Origin of the sequence: Halonotius aquaticus, assembly GCF_003605575.1 — an archaeon.
In the GTDB taxonomy this organism is placed as follows: domain Archaea; phylum Halobacteriota; class Halobacteria; order Halobacteriales; family Haloferacaceae; genus Halonotius; species Halonotius aquaticus.
Genome location: NZ_QKNY01000018.1, coordinates 157,431 through 183,480 on the forward strand (window position 1 = coordinate 157,431; position 26,050 = coordinate 183,480).

Below are 26,050 nucleotides of genomic sequence, written 5' to 3' on the forward strand. Positions count from 1 at the left end.
CCGGGGTAAAAGCTACTGATTGCCGTGCAGGTGTTGCGTTTCGCTCCGTTACTCGGCGTGGGCCTCGTATTCCGCGGGCGTGTAGGTCGTGAGCTCGATGGCGTGGATGTCGGTCGTCATGTGCTCGCCCAGCGCGTCGTAGACCTGCTGGTGTTGATCGACCAGCGTTTCACCCTCGAAAGCCGGCGAGATGACAGTAGCGGCGAAATGGGCGTCCTCGAACTCCTCGTCGACGCTGCGGGGACGGCTGACGGTTGCCTCACAATCCTCGATCCCAGCTTCGATAGCGGCCTCGATGTCGGCGGCGTCCATACCGGATACCCGGTGGCAACCCACAAAAACGCGCGGACTTCGAGAATCAGCTCCAGCGGTCGAGGCCGGTCTGGACGACAGCTGACTCGATCCGCTCAAAGCCGCGTTCGACTTCGTCGGCGTCGACTTCCCACTCCTCAGTAACATAGGCGCGAGCGGCGTCGAGATCCGGGTCGATGTCGCTCTCTATCTCGTAGTCGTCGGTGACCGGCGGATCGAAAAACAGCTCCCGGATTCGGTCGGCGAACTCGATGTGCTCGCCGCGGGCCTCCAAGACGCCGAAGAGGTCGCCGTGTTCCGTGATCAGTTTGACGCCGGTTTTCGGCCCGATCCCGCTGATGCCCTCGTTGAAATCGGTGCCACAGAGCATCGCCACGTCGACCAACTGTTCGTAGGTGATCTCGTGCTCGTCGAGGGTCGGCTGGAGTTCCATCAGTTCGGGATGGCCCTTGCTCGTCAACTCCCGGAGGGTGCTGGGCGCGCCGAACAGCAGCGTGTCGTAATCCTCGCTGCCGACGTAGTCGGCGTCGCCGATCTTGTTCATGTAGGCCGCTTGGGCCTCGCCCTCGGCGGGGGCGTCGATGTAGGGCACGTCAAGCAGGGCGAGCAGGTCACGGGTCGTCTCCTGAATCGTCTCGGTGAGTTGGACGGTGCGGGCCGACAGGCGAGCGGCTTCGATGCTGTCGCCGGCGGCTTCGGCTTCCGCGAGGCGTTCTTCGGCCTGCTCGCGTTGCTCGCGGCGTTTCTCGACCTCGTCGTCCTTGAGTTCGGTGACGCCGCCATCGAAAACGAAAATCGGCGTCAGGTCGTGTTCGAAGAACTTCGGGAGGCCCTGGACGACGCCGATCAGGTTAGCGACCTCAGTGCCGTCATCGGTGGTGTAGATCGCGTCATCAGTCCATTTGACCGTTGTCGTTAGATACCGATACAGCCAGTTGTGGGCGTCGACAGCGACGGTGCTGCCCTCAATATCCGCGAACGGACACTCCGAGAGGGCCGCCAGCGAGCGAAGATCCGAATTTCCCATATCGAGCGAACGGATGCCGGCGGCTTGAAACTCTCGAGTCAATTCGTAAAAGTCAGCTACTGATCATCGACAGCCGACAGCAACATCGGTGGCGCAACGTCACCGTGCTCCGCGAGAAACTCGGTTTCCGCCGTCGACAACCCTTCGCGCTCACGGAAGACGTCGAGCCCGCGCTGGTAGCCCGATTGCGACGCGACGGCTGGCTCACCGATGGGACGATCAAGCACAAGCTCGGCCAGTCCCGTCTCCCGGTCAGTGTAGGTGAAGCCGGCCTTGTAGAGCGCGTGATACGAGAAGGCGTTGTTGACCGCGATGGCGATGCGGTCGTAGCCAGCCGCGGCTGCCTTCGAGGTCAGAAATGCGACCAGCTGCGGGCCGAGTTGTTGGCCGTCACCGCGAAGATCGTCCCGCACCGTCAGATAGCGGATTTTCAGCGTCGATGGATCAGTTCGATCCGGACTAAACGTGATCGCGGCGAGGATGTTGTCGGCAAAATCAGCTTCGTCGACGCCGTCCGGCAGCGACGCCACCGACTCGGGATCGGTATCCACAGTTTCTGTCGCGCGCTCGGCAGTGTCGCCGCGGATCACCGCCACGCCAGTCCCGCCGGTGACGAACTTCCCGGCGTAGCTGAACCGGCGGTAATCGAGCCGCAAGGTGGGGTCGGCCTCGGCCCAGCCCAGCAGCGCGAACTCCATACACCGGCATAGCGGCGGCACCGACAAGAGTGCTTTTGCCGACGGCCCCCGAGGACGACGTATGCACGGCCTCGGCGACGTTCGCTTCTTCGATCGGGTTGCCCGCCTCTACGATTGGGTGATGCCGGCAGCTGATCAGCAGTCGCTGGCGGCAGCCCTCTCGCGGGCCGACGGCGACATCGACCGCCTACTTGACTTCGGCGGCGGCACCGGCCGGGCGACCATCGCCGTCGACGCCGCCGAGCGCACTGTCGTCGATATCTCTCGACCGATGCTGCGTCGCGCGCAAGCACGGACGGCCAGTGGGCCAGGACGACCAGCTGATCCATCTGGCCCGCTGGCGACGGTGCAGGGCGATGCCGGTCGGCTGGCTGTTGGCGACAATACTATCGACGCCGCAATCGTCGTCGACGCATTCCACCATATGCCAGCGCAGGCAGCCGTCGTCAGCGAGGCCCAGCGCGTGCTTCGACCGGGCGGCGTCTTCGTCGTTCGTGAGTTCGATCCGAGCCACCCGCTTGGCTGGCTGCTGGCTCGCGGCGAACACAGCATCGGCATGAACTCGACGTTCCACACGCCGGCCGAACTCGCCGAGCTGCTCGCCGACGCTGGGTTTGAAGTCGAGATACTCGACGCGGGATTCGAGTACACCGTCGTCGGGACGAACCGCTGAACGTTTTACCGCCCAGTCGAAGGGGTTGGTATGCTCAACGATCGCGTCGATACGGCCGGCCTCCCGCTGGCCGTCGGGGATCTGCTGGCGATCCTCGGCGTGTTGACGATTGGCATGGTACAGCACGGCTCACTGTTCGATCAGGGCGGAATCGATTTCGCTCACGCGGGCGGCGTCTACGCACCCTTCGTCATCGGGTGGCTCATCGGTGCTGTCGTGATCGGGGCCTACTCCGCGGGCGCAGGCGAGTCCGCGAAGGCGGCGATCCCGCTGGGGCTCCGGGCGTGGGTAGTCGCCGCATTCGTGGGATTCGCGCTGCGAGCGACGGTGTTTACGGGTGGGCTCGCGCCGATCTTCGTGGCGATCACGCTCCTGCTCACCGGCGCGCTGATCGCCGGGTTCCGCTGGCTCTTTTTCAAGATCGTCGGTTAAGAAGCCGCGACCGGTTCTACTCCATCCGGTAGCCTTCGACCGTTCGGCGCGCATAGAGGAACGAAAACAGGCCGAATGCGACGCCCAGCACCGCCGTTATGGCAATCCCAACGCCGCCGAAGACGACCGGCGAGACGCCGAGGGTGTCGGCGACGAGGTGGGTGATGACACCGGTGTGCGTGAGCAACAGCGGGAGCGCAACGATGGAGACGATCAGCGAGTAGATGACGAAGGCGAACGTACTCGGAATAATCGCCTTCCGGCTTCGGGAGACGCTGACGGCCTCGTGTCGCGGGAAGGCCGCGCCGATCCCGGTCGCAATCGGGCCGGCACAGCCCGCCAGCACGACTGTCCCGACGGTCAGCGTCGCAACCGACGCGAGCGACTGCGGGCCGGCAATTCCGAGCGCGACGACCGCGAGCGTCGTCGCCGGCAGGCCGAGGAGCGCGCCCGCAACGAGGTGGCCGCCAACGAGTGCGCGCGCCGGATCGGGGCTCAACACCGTCGCTGGCAACACCGCCCCCTCGTTGCCGACGACGTTGAGCGTGAACAACGCACCCGTGATCCACGCCCCACAAAACGCCACCAACACCGGGAACGAGCCAGCAACGCTGCCGGTCTGGACGGTTTCCATGATCGGCGTCACCAGTATGAACGCCGGGTAGATCGCATACGACAGCGAGATCGGCGCGCGGCGGGCCCGCGTCCAATCGACGGCGACGACGCCGGCGATGGGCTGGGGAAGCCAACTGAGAACTCGCCCGCCGGTCGCGTCGGTCGGCGTCGCCGTCGATTTCGTCGTTTCGAGCCCGTCGGCGTACCAGAGCCAGCCCGCCAGCCGCGTCAGAACGGGTGCGCCAACGACGAGCCCACCGGCAACGACGACCAGCCCACCGCCGGCGCGGCCAGGGGAGGCGTCAACGCCGGCGGCGAGCAGTGCGGCCTCGCCAACCCAGCCGATGGGCGTCGGCGTGAGAACCCCGATCAGCGGGCCGAGGACGTCCGAGGTCGAGTTCGAGAAGAGAACCGCAAAGTACGCCAGAAAGCCGGCGACGAAGGCGACCGTTCGCAGCCGGTAGAGCAGCCGGGAGCGAACACCGCCGTTCTTGACCAGGAGGGCGACCCCGACCCCAGTGGCAAAGCCGGTCGCTGCCAGCAGTGTGGCCGCCACAAAGACGACCGGCGCGGCAGCCAGCGAGCCGGAACCGACAGCGAAGGCGATGGCCGCCAGTGCGAGGACGATGACTGTTGGAGTCCCAAGTACCGTCGCCTCGGCAGCGAACAGCCCAGCCAACAGCTGGCCGTGGGAGATCGTCGTCAGCAGCCCGTCGCGGTTGTCGGGATCGAGCAGCGACGTATAGCCGCGGATCCCGCCGAAAACGGCGGTAGCCAGCCAGATCCCGACGGCGACCTGTCTGGCGAAACGGATCGGCGTCGATACCGCGCCGGTGAGCGCGCTGCCAGCGAAGTAGGCACCGCCGACAATGACGCCGACGGCGGGGAGCAGAAACAACACCATCAGCGCGATCCCGAGCAGTTGGCTCGGATTGTCCCGCAGGGTCCGCCAGCGACGACGGAGTTCGGTACGACCGACCGTCCGGGTTCGCTGCCACGAGACCGACATCTATCGCTCCGTCGCCGCCGCGTCGGGCACGCCAGCGGTGTCGACATCGTTGTTGTCGGGGACAGCCGTCGCCGCTGTCGACGATTCGGTCGTCACCGACAGGAACACGTCTTCCAGCGTCGAATCGTCGCCGGCTTCGGCGGCTGCCGTCAGTTCCGCCGGTGCGCCCTCGGCGACGATTTGGCCCTCGTAGAGCACGCCGACGGTGTCGGCGAGTTCCTCGACGACCGAGAGGATGTGCGTCGAGAGGAAGACCGTCTGGCCGTTGTCGGTCAAGTCGTCGATGGCGTCGATGACGGTGCGTGCGGCACGGGGGTCGAGCCCGCTGGTCGGCTCATCGAGGAAGACGACATCGGGTTCATGGAGGAGCGCCTGAATCAGCCCGATCTTCTGGCGCATCCCCTTCGAGTAGTCGTCGAGCCGGCGGTCGGCGTCGTCGGTGAGATCGAAACGGTCGAGCCACTGAGTGATTCGGTCGGTGGTCGGCCCCGGTGGGAGGTCGCGGAGGCGGGCGAAATACTGGAGCTGTTCGCGGCCGGTGAGTTCGTCGAAGACCGGTGGCTCCTCGGGCAGATAGCCAACGTGTTGCCTGACGCCCTCGCGGTCGGTGATCGATGTGTCGAGGATCGCAGCGTCACCGCTGGTCGACGCGGTCAGCGTCGTCAACATTCGCATCGTGGTCGTCTTGCCCGCGCCGTTTGGCCCAAGAAACCCGTAGACTGAGCCCTGCTCGACGGTGAGATCGATCCCGTCGACGACCGGCTCCCCGTCGAAGGTCTTGGTCAACTCGCGGGCGGTGATCGCCGGTGGCTCGTCGGTCATCGGTGGCCCGTCGACACGAGTGTGGTTACCAGCGACGGCGTCGATACTGGACGCTCGGAGGTGGGAGGGCCGAACATGCTGTTGGGTGTCTGTTTCGGAAAGAATCGCATAAACGCTGTGATGTGAGCGATTGAACCTTCCGCACAGTCGGGAACCGTAGCATTGCTATAAGTTATAGAAACGTTTGATGTGGCCACGTAGAAGTCACGAACAAACCACGAGAAAAATTTATTAGTGATTTTGCCGTAGTATACAATAGCCATGGCACAGTACTACGACTACGTACTCGGCGTGATTCCGCTGGTGTTGGTCGGCCTCACCACCCTCCTCACGCTCGCCGGGTTCGAGCTCACCACCGCGATCCCGGTCGGGGCTGGCGTTGCCGCGCTCATCATCGGCCACGCGCTGTTCGTCAACATGCCGACCCAGCCGACGGCGGAATCGGCCGAGGCGTCCCAGCGAGTCAACGCCGAATAGCGCGCGAATCGTTCCGTGACGACCCTTTTTGCCCGTGTGGCGTCGAGATGGATGTGTGACTGAGACGCTATTTCTCACCAGCGACGATGTGGCGGGACTGGCGACACCAGCGGAGTACGTCGAGCGCGTCGTCGACGGCTATCGGCAGCGCGGGGAGGGCGCGCCAGCCGAGCCCCGCACCGCGCTGTTCGGTGACGATCCGGCAGGCATGTTGACGAGCTACAGTGCGATCCTCCCCGAAGACGGCTACATGGGCGGGTATACCTACAGTGCCGGCTTCGGTGCGGGCGACGCATGGTTCATGACACCGCTGTTCGACGCCGACAGCGGCGAGCCGCTGGCGCTGCTGGACGGCGCGAGCATGAACCCGTTCAAAACCGGCGCGACCGGCGCGGTCGCCGTTGACACCTTAGCCCGCGACGATGCCGAGACGGTCGGCCTCATCGGTTCCGGCCCGCAAGCGCGTGGGCAGCTCCGCGCGACGGCGACAGTGCGGGATCTCACCGCGGTCGACGTCTACTCGCCGACACAGGCCAACCGAGAGGCATTTGCTGACGAGATGACCGAGACGCTCGGCGTCGATGTCACCGCCGTCAATTCGAGTGCGGCCGCCGTCGCCGACGCAGATATCGTCATCACCGCAACGACCGCTGGCGAGCCGGTCTTCGACGGCGACGAGTTGGCTCCCGGGACGCATGTGACCGCAATGGGACAGTACAATCCGAGCAAACGCGAACTCGATACCACGACCATCGAACGGAGCACCTATGTCCCGGATCTCCGCGATCGCGCCACACAGGACGCCGGGGCACTGCTGCACACAATCGAAACAGGGGTCGTGACTGAGTCGCATATCCATGCCGAACTCGGCAATATCGTCGCCGGCAACGCCGCGGGCCGGACGAGCGACGACGAAATCACCGTCTTCGATAGCGGCGGGACAGCCATCGAGACAGTGGCGGCGGCGGGCATGCTCTATGAGCGTGCTCGCGAGCAGGGTCTCGGTTCGACAATCGAGTTCGCCCCAGCGAGCGACGCGTTGACTGGAAAATAGATCGCGGGAGCAGGAATTACTGTAGGCGATACCGTAGTAGCGCGGCGATTCCGCCGAAACTATCGAGCTGTTGGCCGGGCTGGAAATCCGACGAGAACACCGTGATCTCGCCGCCCTGCTGTTCGACGGTTTCGATCACGTCGTTGATGTCGAGCTCCCAGTCGCCGTCGCCCTGTCGTTCGTCCCGCAGGCGATTGTCGAGGATCAACAGTTCCTCGACCGCGCCGAAGTCAGCGGCCTTCTGGACTTCGTCGATCCCATAGGCCGCTTTCGCGCCGTCGGCGATCCGCTCCATCAGTTCGTCGATGGTTTCGGCCTCGCGAGCGATCCGGGTTTCGTCCTGTACCTCCTCGACCGCGCCGCGTTTCAGCACTTCGTGGACGCCGCGGCCGCCCGCACTGGAGGTGTCGACGACGGTGATCAGGTCGGCGAGGTTGCGGTACTCCTCCTCAATGTAGTCGCGGGCGTCCTGCTTCGTGAACCCGGGGCCGGCGAGGATGATCGCGTCGGTGTCGAGGTGGCCGAGGGCGTCGCCTAACTCGGCGAACAGTTCCTCGCGCGGGCGGGAGTACTCGCCCTTGCCCGTGGGTTTGGTGAAGGAGGCGTACTCGTCGACGCCGTACTCCTTGACGAGGTGGATGTAAGCCTCGCCTTCCTCGACGGTGGCGATAGCGACATCGGGGCTGTCGGCGGCCTCCTCGGCCTCCTCGATGCGCTCGATCTGGTCGGCCTTGAACTGCTTTTCAATCGTCAATTCGTCGTGGGCTTCGACGTTGAGCGTGTGGTGGTGGCCGAGTTGATCCTCGCGGGAGCAGCCCGTGATCTCGCCGCCGACGCGCAGCCGGTTGGCGAAGCGCGCGAACTCCACATCCGAGACCTCGATGGTCACCGAGAGGTGTTCGCGCTGACCGCCGGTGTCGCGCATCTGGTCGTCGTCGCGTTGGATGCGCCGGGTGGTGTCGCCGGAGACGAGATCGCCCGGTTCGAGGACGTAGGAGAGATGCCAGAGGTCGTCGACGGTTTCGGGCGTGAGCGTCAGCCGCTCGCGGCCGGCCTCGCCCTGCCCGCGACTCGAAATTCGCATAGCGGGTGTTCAGGTGGCGCGGTAACAACGCTTGTGTTCTGGCGTGAATCATTCGTCAACACCCACCATGCAAACAAACGTGGAGACTAATATTATGACAATGGGATTATTTATTCGTAGCAATGACTCGGGATAGAGACAAGGACAAGGATCTTGCTGAAGACTTCTGGAAAAAATCAGACACCGAGAGCGTAGTTGATTTTGAAATCGCCTTAGCGGCTTTCTTAGCAACTGTAGTTCTAACATTTCCAACTCAGGAAGCACCTTGGATTGGAAAAGTTGCTGCATCAGCAGTCTTATTAATCACCTTGATTCGACGTATCGCAATAGCCAGTCCTTACGCGCAAGAAGACAAAATCATGAACCGGACAACACGGTTGATCGAATTTTTTACAGCGACTTGTGTGATCGTGATTTTTATTTCACTTTCCGAATATTTTTCAGAGTTGTCCGGTAGTTCGGTTCTGCTACACTTTTCGGTAACAACGGTAGTTATCTTGTTTATTTTAGTTATTTTGCATGAATTTGTATTTCTTGATTATCTAATCTGGTGGTATGCTAAATTTGACCAAAAAGAAACTCGTGGAGATAAGTTTGAGCCAATTTGGAGAGACCTCAAGACAATTTCATATTGGGGAACCAGGGCAAGAAGAAATCGAGAATCTTGGAAGGAGTTATCTAATAATATCGATTCTACGCTTGCAGAACCATCTGATCTACTCGATGATTTTGAGTTTTCTAAGTTCATAAGAAGTGTGTTTGTTCTAGTTCTCTTTTATTTCGCTATTAGTATCCCATCTGGACTATTTACCATCTCATCAGGCAATATTTTGTTATTTCTAGCCTTTCCAGCAGTTGTCTTTGCTCGTGACCATGCCTGTTTTTTGTATGTAGGCTATGGCAATACCTCATATGAGGAGTTTAGAAAACCGGTATGGGAGATTTCACTCTGGTCTGCAACGTATATGCTAATCGTAATTCGTTTACTCGGTTATACACCATTCGGTAAATTGCTGAATTGGTATTGGTGAATCGGTAAAGCAATAAGAGTGGATGAGAACCAAGCTGATCCCTTAGTCCGATTCAACGACCTGCTCAAGCCCCGACTGCTCCATTCCGGACTCCACGAGCACGCCGTGGGCACTCTCGCGTTCCTTCGCGCCGTCGGAGACTTTCACGAACACCGCGTTCTCGCGGGCCTCAGAGATCGTCTGCCCGCCGCAGTAGCTCAGCCCCGAGCGAATCCCAGCGAGGAACTCCTCAGTCAACGGCGCGAGCAGGCCTTTGTACGGCGTCAACGCCTCGACGCCCTCGCCGGAATCGACGTTGATGTCCTTATCCTCGCGGTCGTCGTTGGCCGCCGTCGAGGCCATCCCGCGAGAGCGTTTGAACCGCTCGCCGTTGCGCGTGACGACGCGGCCCGGTGCCTCATCGGTGCCGGCGAAGAAGCCGCCCATCATCACCGTCTCCGCGCCGGCCATCAGTGCCTTCGCGGCGTCGCCGGAGTTCTGAATCCCGCCGTCGGCCATGACCGTGATGCCGAGTTCGTCGGCGCGGTCAGCACACTCATCGACCGCCGAGAGCTGTGGGTAGCCCGCGCCGGCGACCTCACGGGTCGTGCAGTGCGAACCCGGCCCGACGCCGACTTTCACGCAGTCCGCGCCCGAGTCGTACAGATCCTCGACAGCATCGGGCGTGACGACGTTGCCGGCGATCAGTTCGGGATCGTACTCCGCGCGAATCTCCGCGACGGCGTCGAGTGCGCGCTCCATGTGTCCGTGAGCGACATCGAGGACGACGGCGTCGCCGCCAGCGTTCAAAATCGCCTCCGTGCGGTCAAGATAGTTCTCGTCGATGCCGACCGCCGCGGCGACGGGGCCGCCCTGCTCGGCGACCTCGCGGACTTCCGCGGCCTGCTCCCCGATCGAGAGGAAGCGGTGGATGACGCCCAGTCCGCCGAGGTCGGCCAGTGCGGCTGCCGTGTCGGCTTCGGTGACGGTGTCCATCGCCGCGCTGACGACGGGGATGTCCAGCGAGAGCGACGGCGTCAACCGTGCGGTGAGGTCGATTTCGCTTCGACTATCCACAGCCGACCGCTGTGGAACCAGCAATGCGTCTCCGTACGAGAGTCCGGTGCGAATCTCCATGTGTAACCCTCGTGAAGGACGGGCTAAGCGATATTAACGCTGTCCCTGACGACCCATGCTACCGCGTTACAAACGATTTAGTAGCTGGGGTGTATATATTGAAGGAACACACGTCACGCCTGCGGGACTCCATGTGTAACCAACCCCGTTCTGTGACGTGTGTCTCTAGTCGTGAGCAACGGGTATGTTTTAGCCGCCAGCAACGCAATTTTCAGCCCGCGAGCGACGCTGCTATCGGTCGATTCTGCTACAGATCGAGGCCGCGAATCGAGACGCCAGCTCCGGCGTCGTGGTCGTCGCTCGCTTCGACGTGACCGATCACCCGGCCGTCGGTCGCGGCTGCGAGATCAGCGGCGGTTGCGTCGTCGCCGACGGCAGCGACGAAGCCGGTACCCATGTTGAACGTCGTGTGCATCTCGGCGTCGGAAACGTTGCCCTGCTCTTGGACAAAGTCAAAGACGGGCTGGGCGTCGAAGGGGTCGTCAACGACGTAGCGGTGCTCGCCGAGCCGCTGGAGGTTCCCCCAGCCGCCGCCGGTGATGTGGGCCGCGCCGCGAACGCCGTGGGCGCGCATCGGTGTCAACAACTCAGTATAGATCCGCGTCGGCTCCAGTAGGGCCTCGCCGATGGTCTCGTAGCCCTCAAACGGGCAGCGGTCGGTGTACTCGTGGTCGCGGGTCGTCGCCGTCCGCGCCAGCGTGAGCCCGTTGGAGTGGATTCCCGAGGACGCCCAGCCGACGAGCGTATCACCCGGTTCGGCCGCGCCGTCGAAAAGGCCGTCTTTGTCGGCGAGGCCAACGCAGGCACCCGCGAGATCAAGGCCCTTGACCACTTCCGGCATCACCGCGGTTTCGCCGCCGACGAGCTCGATATCGGCCTGGTCGGCTCCGGCGGCCAGCCCCTCGCCGATCTGTTCGGCGAAGTTGTCGTCGGGCTCGTCGATCGCGAGATAGTCGACGAAGGCGACCGGCCGGACGCCGGCGGCGACGAGGTCGTTGACGTTCATCGCGATGCAGTCGATACCGACCGTCGAGTAATCGCCGAGGGCTTCGGCGACGAGCAGTTTCGTCCCGACGCCGTCAGTCGCTAAGGCGAGATATCGGTCGCCGATATCGAGTAAGCCGGCGTAGTCGCCCTCGCTGTCGCCGACCGCGTCGATCAGCGCGGCCGTCGCCGACTCGCTGGCTTCGATATCGACGCCCGTGTCGGCGTAGGTGAGTTCGTCGTCCGCGTCGTCAGTCATACCTCACAGCGCGGGCAGCGAACACAAAAGCGCGATGATTCGGCGGGTCGCTTAGATGATGCTGATATCGAGCGTCGTCCACGCGATGTAGGTCAACGCCGCACTCAGGAGGAACGTCCCGCCCCAGACCGGTTTGCTCCACCCGATAACGGTCTTCCCATCAAGTGGGCCGAACGGCACGAGATTGAACGCCGCCAGAAACAGGTTGACGATGATCCCGAGTTGGCCGAGCAAGACAAGCAGCCCTAGATTTAGCCCGATGCCACCGAGATACACAGGCAGAAAGACCGCCGCCAACACGAGATTCATCACCGGGCCGGCGATGGCGATGTGGCCGTGTTCTTTTGCGTTCAGGTAGCCGCGGTGGTGTACCGCGCCGGGCGCGGCAAAAATGAACCCGAGTAGCGCGCTCATCACAGCCAGAAACAGCATGTTGTAGTCGGCCCGAAACTCCGCGACCTGGCCGTAGTTGACGGCGACGACCTTGTGGGCGAGTTCGTGCAGCAGGAAGGCAACACCCGCCGTCAACAGACTCACGCCGAGCAACACGACCAGCGGAAGGCCGACCATCGCCAGCAGGTTCGGCCCACCGCCGGCGAAAAAGATCGTGAAGGCCAGCCCCAAGGCAGCCCAGGCGACCAGCAGATCACGCACCTCACGCGTGCTGAACTCGTAGTCGCCGATCTGATAGGCGGTGCTCATGTGATCGTCCTCCAGATCAGTTCCGCACTGTTGCGCGCGCCGTCAAGCATGAGCTGTGAGATCCCATCGACACCGCCGAGTTCGGTGCCAAGCAGAGGGAGGATGTAGCTCACAAACAGCGCGCTGGCGACAATGCTCCCGACGTTCGTCAGGGCGACAACCATGATCAGCTTGAACAGTGGGACATCGAACATCTCACCGAGGATCTCGCCGATCGGTTTCCTCTCATCGGAGAGCAGATCGTTGAGCGTCCCGATATCGCCGACGTTGACCGTCAGATGCCGAAGCTCGACGTAGCCGGCAAACCAGCCGGGCGCGAGGGCGGGATTGATCGAGGTCATCCACGCGACCGCACCGCCGACGCCGGCCGACGACCACCGCGCGCCAGCAAGCTTGGCGAAGCCGGCGGCGAACACCGCGTTGATCAGGAACCACGCGCCGAACACGCGCAGCAGGAAGGCGTTTTGCACGCCGGCCATCGCCAACAGCACGAAGAAACTCACAAACGCGACCGAGAGCACGATCCCGATGATCTTCCCCCACGGGATCCCGCGACCGGTCTCTTCGCCGACCAGCGTGTTCATCGGCGGCAACGAGGCGGGATCGTCAAGATAACCCTCGATCCCCGCGCGGTGGCCGGCACCAACGACCGCCAGCACGTCGTAGCCAGCATCCCGAAGGCCGACAAGCTGGTGGGCGATGTAGGCGTCGCGCTCGTCGATCAACGCTTCCGCGCCGCCGGGGCTGAACTGCCGGAACTCCTCCATCATCACCGTCACCACGTCGGCGTCGGTCAGCTCTTCGATGTCCATCTCGTCGATGCCACCTTCCGGTGCTGGGCCACTCGGGCCAAGCAGCCCGATCACCACAGCAGCGACCAGCCCGAGTGCGAGCCCGCCGACGAGGCCAAGCGTGAGGCTGCCGATGATCGTCACAGCGAAGCCGCCAAGCAGCGAGCCGACGAGGGCGTCGGCAACACCGGAGGCGGCAACGACGGAGGCAACCGCCCAGCCACCGCCAAGCGAGGCAACTAAACGGCGATCAGCACCAAGCGCGAGGCCGGCGAGTTGATCAATGAGGAGGGCAGCAGCGAGGCCGAGCAGGCCGCTTGCGGCAGCGCGAAGATAGACCGCCTCGGTGATACCGACCGCGCCACCAAAGAGGGCGAGTGCGGGACCGGCGACCAGGCCGACGATGAGGCCGACCATCACGCCGACAACACGGCTGTCGGTGACGCCGAAGGCGAGGCCGCCGACCATCCGCAGCTTTTCGGTGATCGTCATCCGCGCCCAGAACCGCTGGATCGTCTCCTGAATGTCGCGGTCGACGAGGGCGACGTCGATGCCGTGTTCCTCGGCGGATTCGACGGCGGCCAGCATATCCGCGCCGGGGTCGATATCGAACTGCTCGCCAAGACGAGTTTGGACGTACGACAGCATCCAGTAGGCGAGAAATTGGAAGACAGTGTTTCCCTGCAGCAGGTCGCTGGCGTCGAGGTCGTCGGGCTCGTGGCCCTTCAGTTGGCGGTAGCGACCGTCGTCGAGTTCGACGGCGACGATATCCGGCTGCTCGTCGGCGATCGCGGTTTCGACCTCCTCGACGCTGGCCTGGGAGACGTGGGCGGTCCCGATGACCGATACCGACCCTTCGCCGTCGGATGGCTCGGTTCGGGGCGGTCGATCCGCGGGCTCAGTCATTGGCCGCGTTTGTCCACCGGCGGGTTTACCAGTGTCGGAGTCAGCGTTTGGCAGCCACAGCGAGTGGAGCGTGGAGCCACCACCACCCGCAGGAACAGCTATTCATACGTCCCACCCAAAGGGTGAGTATGTCACACGATGCAGCGGTCGAGGGGATCGGAATGGGCGTCGGTCCCGACGGAACCAACGTCCCCGCCGTCATCCTCACCGCACGCGACGAATACCTCCCGATCTTCATCACCAGCGATCAGGCACAGTCGATCCGCCATTCCCTCTCGGGCGAGCCCTTCGAGCGACCGCTGACACACGATCTGCTCGTCGAGATGGTCACCGAGTTCGGCGGCGCGATCGACGGCGTCCGGATCGACGAGTTGGCCGACGGTACCTTCTACGCCAAGATCGACGCCGAGCGATACGTCGACGGCCAGCCAGAAACGTTCGCCTTCGATGCCCGCCCCAGCGATGCCATCGCCCTCGCCGTCCGCAGTGAGTGTCCGATCAGCGTCTCGGATGAGATCCTCGATGCTGCCGGGCGCGATCCAGACGAGATCGAGGTCGAAAAGCCGGAACCTGACCGCGACGACGAACTGGTGCCGGACGATCTGTTTTCCGACGACCCCGACGAGTAGCTACGCGTCCGGTAGTTTTCCAAGCGTCACGTCGACGACGATCTCTTCGCCATCTCGGAGGACTCGGATCGGGACTGTCTGTCCGGGGCGGGTTTCCAAGGCAAGCACCCGGCTTAACTCGTCGGTATTGTCGATCTCGCTGCCGCCGATCGCCAGAATCACGTCGCCACCAGTCGGGATAGCCGCCGCGCCGGATTGCGGCTGGTCTGGCGTTGGCTCGTCAGGTGTCGGCTCGGAGCCGTTTGTTGGGGGGTCGTCGGCGTCGCTATCGTTGCTATCGTCAGAATCTGAGTCCGCGTCGTCGCTGCCGGTGATACTCGGCTGTAAGATCCCATCGCTGGGGCCGCCGTCAGTTGTTTCGACGACCAACACGCCACGCGGGCGATCGAGGCCGTTGGCGTCGGCGATCTGTGGTTCGACCGTGAGAATCGTCACGCCGAGATAGGAGTGGTCGTAGCTCCCCGTCTCACGGAGTTCGGGGATCACCCGCGTTGCCAGCTCAGCCGAGACCGCGAAGCCAACGTTGCCGCCCTGCGAGGCGAAGACGACGCCCGCAACGTCGCCCGCGAGGTCGACCAGCGGGCCGCCGCTGGAACCGGAGTTGACCTCGGTGTCGGTCTGGATCGCCGCCGGGATCGAAAACCGGCTGAGCCCTTGGACGGAGCGGCCGCGTGCACTGACGATCCCCCGTGACAACGACTCGCTGAGGCCGAACGGCGCGCCGATGGCAACGACCTCCGCGCCGACCGGCGTCGGCTCAGTCACGAATGACAGCGTCTTCGGCACCGACACCGATGAATCGAGTTCAAGTACCGCGAGATCGCTGTGTCGATCCGAGCCGACAACGCTGGCGTCAGCCCACTGGCCGTCAGCCAGCCGAACCGTGACCTCAGATCCGGGGTCGACGACATGGTGATTGGTGACGATCGTCCGCGGATCGATCGCGAACCCGGATCCTTGGCCTACCTTCCGGTCGTTTTCGGCAACGTGGACAACGACAACAGCAGGCAGTACCTCGTTGTAGACTCGGGTGTATGGGCTCTCGCCGCCCTCACTGTCAGTCCCTTGCGGCGCGGCGCAGCCGGCAACCGCAGCCGCACCCGTCGCAACCGACGCCAACAGCGCGCGTCGCGTCTGTTCCATACACGGAGGGGCGTCGCCGCCGGCAAAAACAGTCCGATCAGCGGCGGCGAGCCACCCAGGCGACGACCACACTTATTCCGCGCGTCGGTATAGCTGGGGTATGCCAGTCACCGCCGAGCCGCCCGACCCCCCAACGCTCGAATCGGTCGATCCAAACGAGTACGAGGACGCCGAGGTCGTCGGCGACACCGACTACCGACGCGAGGAGATCGAGACCTTTCTGCGGGAAGGCGCGTGGGCCGAGGCCTTCGAGGCGTGGGCCGCCGACACCGATCTCGACGACGACGGCTTCGAGATCGTCATCGACATCGAGATGCTCCAGCACTTCGATTTCTTCTGGGATGGGTTTGCCGACCGGGTCGGCTACCACGCCCCTGGCATCCCCGAGGACTGGAAACAGCGCGATCTCCATCCCGACCTCGATAGCTGGGCGACGGTGTCGGCGATCAACGCCGGGCTGACCGAACTCGGCCAGCAGGTCTGTGAGGTACTCTACGACGAGTATATCGACTGGGAATCGGAGTACGAAGCCCCCGACGATCTGCCGGATTTTGATGACTGACGCGTCGACATCGGCTGGGGACGACACCTCAATCGCGGTGTCGATCCCACCGCTGGATGAAACGGCCCACGAGGCGGCACAGGAGCGACAGACACAGCTACTCAAACCGCCCGGCAGCCTCGGTCGCCTCGAATCGATGGCCGTCGATATCGCCGCCATGCAGTCGACGCCGACCCCGAGTGTCGACCCCGCAGTGATCCTCACGCTGGCGGCCGACCACGGCGTCACAGCGGAGGGCGTCAGTGCCTACCCGAAATCGGTGACCGCCGCGATGGTCGACGCTGTCGCCAGCGGCGATGCCGCGATCAACGCGCTGGCTAGGGCCAACAAGATCACCACCCACGTCGTCGACATGGGCGTCGACGGGGACGTGCCAGCGAGCGTCATCGACCATCATATCGCCGATGGCACCGCGAACATGACGGTCGAGCCCGCACTGACGACCACGCAGGCACACGAGTCGATCGCTGCCGGGCGGGCACTCGTCGAGGAGCACGCCGCCGAGGCTGGTGTCATCGGCTTCGGCGATCTGGGGATCGGCAACACGACCGCCAGCGCGGCGATCACCGCCGCGCTAACTGAGACCACGGTCGAGGAGATAACGGGCCACGGCACCGGAATCGACGAGGCAACCCGACAGCAAAAGATCGAAACGATCGAGCGGGCACTCGCGGTGACCGATCCCAACACCGACGACCCGCTTGACGTGCTCCGGTGTGTCGGCGGCTTCGAGATCGGCGGACTCGTTGGGGTGACGCTTGCGGCCGCCAGCCGGCGGATTCCGGTCGTCGTCGACGGCGTTGTGACGGGGGCAGCCGCCGTCGTGGCCGCCGAAATCGACGAGCGCGTCAGCGACTATCTGCTTGGCTCGCACGTCTCAACGGAGCCGGCCCATGCGGTGCAACTGGACGCCCTCGACAGTCCGCCCTGTCTCGACTACGAGATGGGCCTCGGCGAAGGCACCGGTGCGGCGGTTGCGATCGGTACCTACCGGGCGGCCTGCCGGGCCCACACCGAGATGGCGACGTTCGCTGACGCCGGCCTCGACGACGCCTAACCGTGGCGATTGGCGCGATCACCCCTCGCCGGCCTGGTAGATCTGCGTCTCGGTGCCGTCCTCGTAGATCGCATAGACCTCGATCTGATCTTGATCGACGGTTTTCTCCTGGCCGGAGACCTGCAGTGTGTCGAGGAGGTTGCCCTCGGTATCACGGATTTCGACGTAGGCGGCGTCACCGGGGTTTGTCCATGTGACAGTCGTTCCGACCGCAGTCGACTGGGTATCGACCGAGACATCTCTGTCAGGAGTGTCATCGTCGGCCTGATTTTGTTGTAGGCCGCGGTCGTCAAACTCACCGCTAAACACCGCCGCACCGACGACAGCGGCTGTCGAGGAGGTGATGACCAGCAGGATCGCAACACTCAGAATGTTGATAATATCGATGACCGCGCGTTCTGACGAGCGGTCGGTGTGACTGATACTCATAGACAGGTGTGCTCCCCCGAGCAGCGGCGATTGGTCGATGTGAGGAGGCCAGTGGCAAAAAACCCACCGGCACGGCTGAATGGGTGGAAACCGGCGATTCCACCACAGTGGGCGTCGATACACAGCGACTGCTGGGTCGTTGCGCAGAAACGACGACCACAGGCATCGACACAAAGGGAACTGTCATTACCCCAGCGGGCGAGGGCCGACACATGCGAGGCGCGCTCATCGTACTTGACGGCTGGGGACTCGGCGATCACGACGGCCGCGATGCGGTGCGGGCGGCCGAGACACCGACATTCGACCGACTGCGCCAGACAGGCGCGTTCGGCACGCTGCGCACTCATGGCCGACGCGTCGGCCTCCCAGAGGGCCAGATGGGCAACAGCGAGGTTGGCCATCTCAACATCGGCGCGGGCCGGGTCGTCAGACAGGCCTACACGCGGATCGTCGACTCGATCGACGACGGCAGCTTCCGCGACAATGACGCGCTCAATGACGCCCTCAGCTACGCCGACGACCACGACGGCGCGGTACACCTGATGGGACTGGTCAGCGACGGCGGCGTCCACTCGGATATCTCTCATTTCCAAGCGCTCATCGAACTCGCCGCCGATCGCGGTGTCGACGCAGTCACCCACGCCTTCACCGACGGGCGAGATACAGCCCCGAAATCCGGCGCGGGCCATCTCGAAACGATCACAGAAACGGCCGCCGACCACGGCACCGGTGATGTCGCTACCGTCTCCGGCCGCTACTACGCGATGGATCGTGACGTTAATTGGGAGCGGACAAACCGCGCCTACGATGCGATCGTCAACCGCGAGGCTGACCACGAGGCCGACACAGCGGTTGCGGCAGTCGAGGACAGCTACGCCCGCGACGACACCGACGAGTTCATCGAGCCGACGCTGGTCGCCGACCAACCGGCACTGGCCGACGGCGATGCGATCATCTTCGTCAATTTCCGGGCCGACCGCGCCCGCCAACTGGTGCGGATGCTCGCCGACATCGAGCCGGAGTGGGGGGTCGAGACCAGCCCGCCGGATACCAAGCTGGTGACGATGACCCAGTACGACAAGACGTTCGACCTTGATGTCGCCTACCCGCCGGAACAGCCCGCAAACACCCTCGGCGAGGTCGTCGCCGACGCCAGCCTCGACCAGCTGCGGCTTGCGGAATCCGAAAAATACCCCCACGTAACCTACTTTCTCAACGGGGGCCGGGAGATCGAGTTCGACGGCGAGCGCCGCGAGATCATTAAAAGCCCGGCGGTGGCAACCTACGACCTCCAACCCGAGATGCACGCCGAGACGGTGACCGACACCGCCATCGACATCATCGAGGCCGACGACCCCGAGTTGCTCGTTGTCAACTACGCGAACCCGGATATGGTCGGCCACACCGGCGACTACGAGGCCGCCATCAGCGCCGTCGAGACGGTCGACGAGCAGCTTGGCCGGCTTGCCGAAACGATTCAGGCCGCTGGCGGCCATCTCATCGTGACGGCCGACCACGGCAACGCCGACGACATGGGTACCGAAGCCGACCCCCACACTGCTCACACATTCAATCCCGCACCCGTCATCTACATCTCGCCGGATGGCGACGACGGCGGGCAGACGATGCGGGACGGCGGCGCGCTCTGTGACCTTGCGCCGACGCTGTTGGAGTTGATGGAACTACCGACGCCCGAGGAGATGACCGGCGACCCACTGCTTGAGGACGCCTGAGGATACCTGACGGCAGCATCGACAGCTGCGAGAGACGGTACGGTTTTGCCGACCGGCATGCATCCACCTGTATGCCCGATTTTGCGCTCAGTTTTGATGAGTTTGTTCTCGCCGCCTCGACCGACAGCCTCGCCGATGAGCCGGCGGCCCGCGAGCACGCCGACGCCGTTGAGTTCCGACTTGATCTCGCTGATGACCCACTCGAACAGCTGAGCGCCTACGACGGCGAGCTTCCGATTATCGCCACCAACCGCGCCGCGTGGGAAGCCGGCGGCGCGAGCGATGAGACCGAGCGACTTCTCACCGTAGAGACGGCGCTTGAAGACGATGCCGTCGCCGCGATCGACCTCGAATGCCGCGCCCTCGATGGGAGTGTGGCTGCGGCCGACACCGAGACCGCTCAACAGGTACGGACGAGTGCCCGCGAGGCGGGAGTGCCCGTGATCGCTTCGATCCATGACTTTGAGGCGACACCGCCACGCGAGAAACTGACCGCGCTGTTGGATCGCGCAGCCGACGCCGGCACAGTTGGCAAACTCGCTACGACCGCCCACGACCGCGGTGACGCGCTTGCGTTGCTGTCCGCAACCCACGAGGCAACAGCAGCCGGCAAGACGGTGGCGACGATGGGGATGGGCGCGGCCGGCCAACACACCCGCGCGGTCGCCCCGATCTACGGCTCGGCGATCGGCTACGCGCCGGTCGAGGCCGCCGAGGCGACCGCGCCGGGGCAGTACCCGCTTGCGACACTCCGGGAGTTAGTCGACGGGCTAGCGACGCCGACGAACAACGATGTTTAACACGGACATGGTCTAATCCGGGGTATGGACAGCGCACGACGACGGGTGTTGGTGACCGCCCTTCTCGCCCTCGCCGGCGCGATGATTGGGGTGCCGGGGGTCGGTCACGCGTATCTTCGTCGCTGGAAACGCTCGCTGCTGTGGCTGACGGTGACGCTTGGGGCGGGAATCTTGCTACTCAGCTACTACGTGCCGGATCCCTCGACGCTCGATCCCTTTGATTTCGACGCCATCCCGATGGAGGTGCGGCTCACCATCTTCGTCATCACGGCCGTCAGCGTCTTTGATGCGACGCTGTTGGCGTATCTTGATGGCCGGTCGACAGCCGGGATCGGCAGCGACGACGAACCAAGCGAGGAGGGAACACGCTCGTGTCCGCACTGCGGTAAGCCGACCGATGCGGATCTCGATTTCTGCACGTGGTGTACCGAGCCGCTTGCCGACACCGACGCAGTCGACGACACATCGACCGAGCCCGATCAGCCGAAGTGAGCTACTGAGCAGGTAGGCGATACAGCCCGCTGTGTCAGATTACGTGGGTTGCGGCTCTGTTCCATCGAGTCGACCAGCGAGCCGCTCGAAGGGAGCCGAATATCGCATCAGCGTCGTCCCCACAACAGCCATGACCAACACGTAGCCGACGGCAAACGCGCTGATCCGGTCGGCGACCGGCTGTGGAAGCGTTCCGTTGGCAGCCCCCGACACCGCCAGCGTGGCGATAATCAACGAAAACTCCCCGCGAGTCGTCATCGCGAGTGCGACCCGCGTCGAGCGCCGAGTGTCGAGACCAAAGGTTTGCCCGCCAAGAAACCCGCTGAGGAGTTTCGTCGGCGTGGAGACGATAACCGCGGCTGCAATTGCCCCGGCGACGCCAGCGACCGCAAGTGGATCAGTGACAAGGCCGATCCAAAAGAAGAAGACGGCGGCGAAGACATCCCGAAGCGGTTCAAGCAGCTCCTCGATGTGAGTGACATGTGTCGTCGAGGAGACGGCCATCCCAACGAAGAAAGCCGCGACCGCCTCGCTGACACCGAGCGAGAGGGCGATCCCGGCGACAGCGACGGTCAATCCGATCGTCCGCAACACGACGGATTCGTTGGTGTCGCCATCGAGGAGTCGCTCCAAGACAGGGGTTCCAAACTGGACGCCGACGAACAACAGGGCAATGAAGCCGAGCCCGATACCGACAGCGGTCGCCGCCGCACGGATGTCGCCACCGCCAAGCACAACCGCGGTCGTCACCGCGAGATACACCGCGATCAACAGATCCTCATACACCAACGTGCCGAGTACCGGTTCGGCCTCGTCGTTTGCGATCCAGCCCAGATCCAACAGCGATTTCGTGATGATAGCTGATGAGGAGATGTAGACGATCCCGGCGACCAGTATGGCCGGGAGCACCGACCCAAACAGCAGCCAACCGAAGGCGAAGCCGACCGGGAAGTTGATGAGCGCGTCTATCGTCCCCGCGGTGCTGATTTGTCGCCGCCGCGCAAGCAGGCGATCGAGGTTGAACTCCAAGCCAAGAAAAAAGAGGAGAAAGACGATCCCAAGTTCCGCGCCGATCGCGATGAACTCGGTTTCGGCGATGTAGAGATCGCCGCCAGCGAGCGGGAGGCGACCAAAGACGTACTCGCTGGCAGCCATCCCAACGAGGATATAGAAGGGGATGACTGACTGGCCAAGCCGGTCGGCTCCCCAGCCGACAGTGGCGATTGCTGCGAACATGACGCCGACTTCGAGCAGGTTAGCCACACAGATCCACTCCTCGTCGGGAAAGGGTGTTCGCAACCGGCTGTAGTCTCATCGCAATCATGCCTCACCGGCAAGGAGGGCCTCGAAGGACGCACACTGCTCGTCGGTGCCGGTGACGACGAGGGTATCGCCCTCCTGCAGCGTCGTCTCCGGGCCGGGGCTTTCGACGGTCGCGCCGTCGCGCTCGATGGCGACAACGGTGGCACCGGTCGTCGCACCGATATCGGCCGCTCGGATCGTAGTCGCCGCGAGCGGGGAGCCGGGCGGCACCTCATACCACTCCAACAGCAGCCCACCAGGCAGCGTCGTTTCCTGTTTTTCGGCCTCGATGGGCTGGAAGTATGCGCCTTCGAGGATCGTCCCGATGGTACGGGCGAGGTCATCGGAGAGCTCAAACAGTTTCTCCGAATCCGCATCCGGATCGGGCCGCCGAAACACCTCCCGCTTTCCCGTGTTGTGAGTGACGATAACCAGATCGCCGTCGCCGATGTCGACGACGTGTTTCTTCCCCACGCCGGGGAGGTCGCTTTCTTCGATAGTCATACGCCTACAGGCAGTCGGCAGCGTCTAAAAACCGATGGTCGGTGTCGAGAGGCGAATCGACACCGGCTTGGGCTTATTTTTCGATAATGCTCTCTTCGACGGCCTCGCCGAAGTGCCGGGCGACATCCTCGTAGTACAGCAGCATCTCGTCGCCGGCTTCGAGATCGGTGACGGCCTTTCGGCCCTCGCTGGTGGCGACCTTGATCGTCTCGGCGTTTTGGAGCAGCGTCTCGATGCGGTCGCCGTCGATCTCCAACTCCACCCGAAACATCGGCCGTTTTTCGATTTTGACGCGGCCAACGATGGCTTCCCGGGTGTTGCCGTCGGTGTCGACGACCTGTACCTCGTCGCCGCTTTTGAGCTCCGAGAGGTATTTCGTGCCGCCGTCGGGCGTCCGAACGTAGGCGTGTACCGCGCCGGCGTTGACGCGGAACGGCCGGGAGGCAACGTAGGGCGATTCGGCGGTTTCGGCGTGGACGAAGAACAGCCCACGGGACATCGAGCCGATGAGCATCCCTTCATCGTGATCCATCAGGCTCCCGGTGTCGATACAGACTCGGTCGGCCATCCCGGCGCGTTCGACATCGAGAACCTCGCCGTACGTCAGATCGAGCGTTTCACGCTCGGCGGCATCACGGACGTCGACCGTGTTGCGGATCTCGTCGGGGTTGTCGGTGTCGAGCAGGACGCCATCCGCGCCGAGTTCCAGCGTCTCGAAGGCGGTTTGGGCCTCCTCGGCGGTGGTGACGCCGGCCAGCAGATCGGTCTCCTCGCCGATACGGGCGATCAGGTTTTCCAGCGGGATGATCGTCCAATCCTCGCCGATGACGACGGTGTAGTCGGCATCTTCGGCGGCGGCCTCGGCGAAGGCCTCATAGTTTTCATCGAAGATCCGAACGTACGCGCCCTGCGGGCCGGTGCGACCGCGACGGAGCGTCGAGAGGTCGGCGGAGCCGGCGAAATCCGAGGGGAGATCGACCGTCCCGTCGCCTTCGCCGTCTTTGCCGACGAAGTAGGCGTCGGCGGCCGCACCCTCGGCGGCTGGTTCAGCCTCATCGACCATGTCAGCATCCGAGCGGAAGGCGGCGACGTTGATATCGCCGAGTTCGCGGACGCGGTCGACATCGTCCTCGTCGACGAGTACCCAGTCGACGCCGGCCTCGATGGCGGTCGTGATCCGTTGTTTGCGCGTCTCCCAGTCGCCGACATCATCGTCGGCTTTGATCCAGACGGTGCGTGTCATTACCGGGCTGTCAGTCCGCGTCGGCTTGAACATGGCGGAAGCGCGCGGTTGGCAACATGGTGATGGCTCTATTGACGGTGATTCCATCAACTCCAAATCAATCGGTAAGAGAGCGGGCTGGACGCGATTTGAACACGCGACCGACGGATTAAGAGTCCGTCGCTCTGCCAAACTGAGCTACCAGCCCTCGGCGTAGGCTACCGGACACCGCCTAAAAGGGGTTTCCTTTCGACCCGCCTAATCGGTGGCGCTATCGCCACCGACCACCACCGGGTGCGGGGCGGCTGCTGTCGAAACGGACGCTGTTAAGTGCGTACCGCAGCGAGTATCGACAACAATGAGCCCTGGTGTGACCGGCTCCTCACGGTCGACCTACGCGATCCTTGGCTGTGGCAGCGTTGGCCACGCCGTCGCCGAGGATCTTGCCGAGGCGGATAACGACGTGCTCATCCTCGATAAGGACGCCGACCGGGTTGAGGCCCTGCGCGATCAGGATCTCAACGCGACGGTACAAGACATCAGCGAGCCCTCGGTCGCCGAGGCGGTCGCCGACCGCGATATCCTGCTGGTGTTGGCCTCCGATATCGAGGCAAACAAGGCGGCGGTCGCGGCGATCCGAGAGGCCGGCGGCGATCAGTACATCGTCGTTCGAGCCTCCGATCCCGTCAGCCAAGACGAGCTCAGCGAGCTCGGGGCGGATATCGTTGTCAACCCCTCGGAGGTGATCGCCGACTCCGCGCTGCGCAGCCTCGAATCCGGCGAACTCCAGTATAAGGCCCGGCAACTCGCCGATATCCTCGAATCGACGGAGGGCCGGCTGGCGATTCTCACACAGGACAGCCCTGATCCCGATTCGATCGCCAGTGCGACCGCGCTGCAGGCGATCGCCGCCGAGTTCGGCGTCGAGGCCGACATCCGCTATGAGGGCGATATCGGCCACCAAGAGAACCGCGCATTCGTCAACCTGCTTGGGATCGAACTGCTGGCCAGCGACGACGAGCCCGCAATCGAGGAGTACGACCGAATCGCCCTCGTCGATAACGTCCAGTCCGGCAGCGACGACCCGGCCTTCGAGATCGATATTCTCATCGACCACTACGAACCCGACGAGGAGGTCGACGCCCCCTTCGTCGACGTGCGGACAAACCTCTCCTCGACGTCGACGATCCTCACCAAATATCTCCAGGAGTTCGATCTCGGCCCCAGCGAGACGGTTGCTACCGCCCTGCTGTATGGGATTCGGGCGGAAACACTGGATTTCAAGCGAGATACGACACCCGCGGATCTGACCGCCGCCGCCTACCTCCACCCCTTCGCCAACCACGACACCCTCGAACAGGTCGAGTCGCCGTCGATGTCGCCGGAGACGCTGGATGTGCTGGCCGAGGCGATCCAGAGCCGCGAGGTACAGGGCAGTCATCTGTTTTCGACAGCCGGCTTTATCCGCGATCGGGATGCCTTAGAGCAGGCCGCCCAGTATCTGTTGGATCTGGAAGGGATCACTACCAGCGCGGTCTTTGGGATCGTCGACGAGAAGATCATCGTTGCCGCCCGCTCGAAGGATATCCGGATCGATATCGGCAGCGTCCTTGAGGGCGCCTTCGAAAACAGCGGCGATATTATCGGCCACTCCACCCAGGGCAGCGTCGAGGTACCGTTGGGGATCTTCACCGGCATCGAGGCCAGCGAAGACAACCGCGAGACGCTGCTGGAGTTGACCGAGGAAGCTGTCAGAAAGAAGCTCTTTGCGGCGCTGGGCGTCGAAGGCAGCGATACAAACGGGTCTTAGGCGACGGCTTCGTCGGTCTCGTCGGTCTCTTGGAGGCGTTCGATCGTGCTGTTGACGAGGACAACGTCGCCGACGGCTCGTACCCACCGATAGGGGATCAACACACCCTTGCCGGGGCCGACAGTGTCGGCAAACAGTTCGTCGTTGAGTTCGCCGACCGCCAGACTCGTGACCGATTCGGCATCCAAGTTCAGCTGTACGTCCTCGATCTCGCCGACAAACACACCATTGTTCGAGTAAACCTCGCGGCCGACGAGCGTCGTGATCTCTTGGGGAGTCCCGTCCATGCACCTACCGTTGGGGGCACCGATAATAAGATTTCGTGGTCGACAGACAGGTGTCAGACATTGGTGCGTTGATCACAGCAGTACCAAC

Annotated in this window: 28 protein-coding genes and 1 tRNA gene; 12 read left to right on the forward strand and 17 right to left on the reverse strand. The window is 63.4% G+C overall.

Annotated elements, in window-relative coordinates; translation table 11 throughout:
- Nucleotides 1-48: 48 nt before the first annotated feature.
- Genes DM826_RS10325 through DM826_RS10335 form a run of 3 tightly spaced genes read right to left on the reverse strand, consistent with a single transcriptional unit; the run spans nucleotide 49 to nucleotide 2,037 of the window.
- Nucleotides 49-312: a BolA/IbaG family iron-sulfur metabolism protein gene (locus tag DM826_RS10325; RefSeq protein ID WP_120103348.1), complete on the reverse strand. Its 264-nt coding sequence runs from the start codon at nucleotides 310-312 to the stop codon at nucleotides 49-51.
- 46 nt (nucleotides 313-358) lie between these two features.
- A complete protein-coding gene (fen, locus tag DM826_RS10330; RefSeq protein WP_120103349.1) occupies nucleotides 359-1,339 on the reverse strand; it encodes a flap endonuclease-1 in 981 nt (326 codons plus the stop codon).
- Between the two features lie 56 nt (nucleotides 1,340-1,395).
- Complete coding sequence (locus DM826_RS10335; protein ID WP_120103350.1) at nucleotides 1,396-2,037, reverse strand: GNAT family N-acetyltransferase; 642 nt, start codon at nucleotides 2,035-2,037, stop codon at nucleotides 1,396-1,398.
- 61 nt (nucleotides 2,038-2,098) lie between these two features.
- On the opposite strand from DM826_RS10335, the gene DM826_RS10340 reads away from it, so the two are divergent.
- Nucleotides 2,099-2,710 (forward strand): class I SAM-dependent methyltransferase, encoded by a 612-nt coding sequence (locus DM826_RS10340; RefSeq protein ID WP_120103351.1) that lies wholly within the window; start codon nucleotides 2,099-2,101, stop codon nucleotides 2,708-2,710.
- A gap of 30 nt (nucleotides 2,711-2,740) precedes the next feature.
- Nucleotides 2,741-3,142 carry a DUF3054 domain-containing protein gene (locus DM826_RS10345; RefSeq protein ID WP_120103352.1) on the forward strand — a complete coding sequence of 134 codons (402 nt, stop codon included), beginning with the start codon at nucleotides 2,741-2,743 and terminating at the stop codon, nucleotides 3,140-3,142.
- A gap of 16 nt (nucleotides 3,143-3,158) precedes the next feature.
- Here the strand turns inward: DM826_RS10345 and DM826_RS10350 are convergent, their stop codons facing one another.
- Both DM826_RS10350 and DM826_RS10355 read right to left on the reverse strand, forming a co-directional pair.
- On the reverse strand, nucleotides 3,159-4,766 hold the full coding sequence (locus tag DM826_RS10350; RefSeq protein ID WP_120103353.1) for a hypothetical protein: 1,608 nt from the start codon (nucleotides 4,764-4,766) through the stop codon (nucleotides 3,159-3,161).
- A complete protein-coding gene (locus DM826_RS10355; protein WP_120103354.1) occupies nucleotides 4,767-5,588 on the reverse strand; it encodes an ABC transporter ATP-binding protein in 822 nt (273 codons plus the stop codon).
- Nucleotides 5,589-5,849: 261 nt separating this feature from the next.
- Here DM826_RS10355 and DM826_RS10360 point away from each other — a divergent pair, with 261 nt between their 5' ends.
- The gene (locus DM826_RS10360; RefSeq protein WP_120103355.1) at nucleotides 5,850-6,065 is read left to right on the forward strand and encodes a hypothetical protein; all 216 of its coding nucleotides are present in this window, start codon (nucleotides 5,850-5,852) and stop codon (nucleotides 6,063-6,065) included.
- Between the two features lie 55 nt (nucleotides 6,066-6,120).
- Entirely contained in the window at nucleotides 6,121-7,119 is a 999-nt protein-coding gene (locus tag DM826_RS10365) for an ornithine cyclodeaminase family protein (RefSeq protein ID WP_120103356.1), read from the forward strand.
- A 16-nt stretch (nucleotides 7,120-7,135) separates the two neighbouring features.
- Here the strand turns inward: DM826_RS10365 and DM826_RS10370 are convergent, their stop codons facing one another.
- The gene (locus DM826_RS10370; RefSeq protein WP_120103357.1) at nucleotides 7,136-8,203 is read right to left on the reverse strand and encodes an mRNA surveillance protein pelota; all 1,068 of its coding nucleotides are present in this window, start codon (nucleotides 8,201-8,203) and stop codon (nucleotides 7,136-7,138) included.
- A gap of 122 nt (nucleotides 8,204-8,325) precedes the next feature.
- On the opposite strand from DM826_RS10370, the gene DM826_RS12870 reads away from it, so the two are divergent.
- Nucleotides 8,326-9,234 carry a hypothetical protein gene (locus tag DM826_RS12870; RefSeq protein ID WP_133304672.1) on the forward strand — a complete coding sequence of 303 codons (909 nt, stop codon included), beginning with the start codon at nucleotides 8,326-8,328 and terminating at the stop codon, nucleotides 9,232-9,234.
- Between the two features lie 42 nt (nucleotides 9,235-9,276).
- Here DM826_RS12870 and DM826_RS10380 read toward each other — a convergent pair whose 3' ends face one another.
- The 4 genes from DM826_RS10380 to DM826_RS10395 all read right to left on the reverse strand — a co-directional run bounded on the left by DM826_RS10380 (nucleotide 9,277) and on the right by DM826_RS10395 (nucleotide 13,992).
- Entirely contained in the window at nucleotides 9,277-10,350 is a 1,074-nt protein-coding gene (locus tag DM826_RS10380; protein WP_120103359.1) for a guanosine monophosphate reductase, read from the reverse strand.
- Between the two features lie 247 nt (nucleotides 10,351-10,597).
- Nucleotides 10,598-11,593, reverse strand: coding sequence for a phosphoribosylformylglycinamidine cyclo-ligase (gene purM / locus DM826_RS10385; RefSeq protein WP_120103360.1), 996 nt, complete (start codon nucleotides 11,591-11,593; stop codon nucleotides 10,598-10,600).
- Between the two features lie 51 nt (nucleotides 11,594-11,644).
- A complete protein-coding gene (locus tag DM826_RS10390) occupies nucleotides 11,645-12,295 on the reverse strand; it encodes a zinc metalloprotease (RefSeq protein WP_120103361.1) in 651 nt (216 codons plus the stop codon).
- Nucleotides 12,292-13,992: a TraB/GumN family protein gene (locus DM826_RS10395; RefSeq protein WP_120103362.1), complete on the reverse strand. Its 1,701-nt coding sequence runs from the start codon at nucleotides 13,990-13,992 to the stop codon at nucleotides 12,292-12,294. The genes DM826_RS10390 and DM826_RS10395 overlap by 4 nt, the downstream gene beginning before the upstream one ends.
- A 128-nt stretch (nucleotides 13,993-14,120) precedes the next feature.
- On the opposite strand from DM826_RS10395, the gene DM826_RS10400 reads away from it, so the two are divergent.
- Nucleotides 14,121-14,621: a bifunctional nuclease family protein gene (locus DM826_RS10400; protein ID WP_120103363.1), complete on the forward strand. Its 501-nt coding sequence runs from the start codon at nucleotides 14,121-14,123 to the stop codon at nucleotides 14,619-14,621.
- Here DM826_RS10400 and DM826_RS10405 read toward each other — a convergent pair whose 3' ends face one another.
- Nucleotides 14,622-15,764, reverse strand: coding sequence for a S1C family serine protease (locus DM826_RS10405; RefSeq protein ID WP_120103364.1), 1,143 nt, complete (start codon nucleotides 15,762-15,764; stop codon nucleotides 14,622-14,624).
- A gap of 100 nt (nucleotides 15,765-15,864) precedes the next feature.
- Between DM826_RS10405 and DM826_RS10410 the strand changes: the two genes are divergently transcribed.
- Entirely contained in the window at nucleotides 15,865-16,326 is a 462-nt protein-coding gene (locus tag DM826_RS10410) for a hypothetical protein (protein WP_120103365.1), read from the forward strand.
- Complete coding sequence (gene cobT, locus DM826_RS10415) at nucleotides 16,319-17,383, forward strand: nicotinate-nucleotide--dimethylbenzimidazole phosphoribosyltransferase (RefSeq protein WP_120103366.1); 1,065 nt, start codon at nucleotides 16,319-16,321, stop codon at nucleotides 17,381-17,383. Before DM826_RS10410 ends, cobT begins: the two co-directional genes overlap by 8 nt.
- 18 nt (nucleotides 17,384-17,401) lie before the next feature.
- Here cobT and DM826_RS10420 read toward each other — a convergent pair whose 3' ends face one another.
- Nucleotides 17,402-17,812, reverse strand: coding sequence for a hypothetical protein (locus DM826_RS10420; RefSeq protein WP_120103367.1), 411 nt, complete (start codon nucleotides 17,810-17,812; stop codon nucleotides 17,402-17,404).
- Nucleotides 17,813-18,024: 212 nt separating this feature from the next.
- Here DM826_RS10420 and gpmI point away from each other — a divergent pair, with 212 nt between their 5' ends.
- The 3 genes from gpmI to DM826_RS10435 all read left to right on the forward strand — a co-directional run bounded on the left by gpmI (nucleotide 18,025) and on the right by DM826_RS10435 (nucleotide 20,837).
- A complete protein-coding gene (gene gpmI, locus DM826_RS10425; protein WP_120103805.1) occupies nucleotides 18,025-19,545 on the forward strand; it encodes a 2,3-bisphosphoglycerate-independent phosphoglycerate mutase in 1,521 nt (506 codons plus the stop codon).
- Nucleotides 19,546-19,616: 71 nt separating this feature from the next.
- On the forward strand, nucleotides 19,617-20,345 hold the full coding sequence (locus DM826_RS10430; RefSeq protein WP_120103368.1) for a type I 3-dehydroquinate dehydratase: 729 nt from the start codon (nucleotides 19,617-19,619) through the stop codon (nucleotides 20,343-20,345).
- Nucleotides 20,346-20,369: 24 nt separating this feature from the next.
- On the forward strand, nucleotides 20,370-20,837 hold the full coding sequence (locus tag DM826_RS10435; protein ID WP_120103369.1) for a zinc ribbon domain-containing protein: 468 nt from the start codon (nucleotides 20,370-20,372) through the stop codon (nucleotides 20,835-20,837).
- A 39-nt stretch (nucleotides 20,838-20,876) separates the two neighbouring features.
- On the opposite strand, the gene DM826_RS10440 is transcribed toward DM826_RS10435, so the two are convergent.
- From DM826_RS10440 to DM826_RS10455, 4 genes are all read right to left on the reverse strand, one after another.
- Entirely contained in the window at nucleotides 20,877-22,073 is a 1,197-nt protein-coding gene (locus tag DM826_RS10440; RefSeq protein WP_120103370.1) for a cation:proton antiporter, read from the reverse strand.
- Between the two features lie 84 nt (nucleotides 22,074-22,157).
- Nucleotides 22,158-22,643 carry a cation:proton antiporter regulatory subunit gene (locus DM826_RS10445; protein WP_120103371.1) on the reverse strand — a complete coding sequence of 162 codons (486 nt, stop codon included), beginning with the start codon at nucleotides 22,641-22,643 and terminating at the stop codon, nucleotides 22,158-22,160.
- A 73-nt stretch (nucleotides 22,644-22,716) separates the two neighbouring features.
- A complete protein-coding gene (locus tag DM826_RS10450) occupies nucleotides 22,717-23,886 on the reverse strand; it encodes a 3-dehydroquinate synthase II (protein ID WP_120103372.1) in 1,170 nt (389 codons plus the stop codon).
- A gap of 113 nt (nucleotides 23,887-23,999) precedes the next feature.
- Nucleotides 24,000-24,073: transfer RNA gene (locus DM826_RS10455), tRNA-Lys, on the reverse strand.
- A gap of 57 nt (nucleotides 24,074-24,130) precedes the next feature.
- On the opposite strand from DM826_RS10455, the gene DM826_RS10460 reads away from it, so the two are divergent.
- Complete coding sequence (locus tag DM826_RS10460) at nucleotides 24,131-25,675, forward strand: DHH family phosphoesterase (protein ID WP_394338550.1); 1,545 nt, start codon at nucleotides 24,131-24,133, stop codon at nucleotides 25,673-25,675.
- On the opposite strand, the gene DM826_RS10465 is transcribed toward DM826_RS10460, so the two are convergent.
- Nucleotides 25,672-25,962: a PRC-barrel domain-containing protein gene (locus tag DM826_RS10465; RefSeq protein WP_120103374.1), complete on the reverse strand. Its 291-nt coding sequence runs from the start codon at nucleotides 25,960-25,962 to the stop codon at nucleotides 25,672-25,674. The two genes, DM826_RS10460 and DM826_RS10465, sit on opposite strands and share 4 nt — an antisense overlap.
- Between the last annotated feature and the right edge of the window lie 88 nt (nucleotides 25,963-26,050).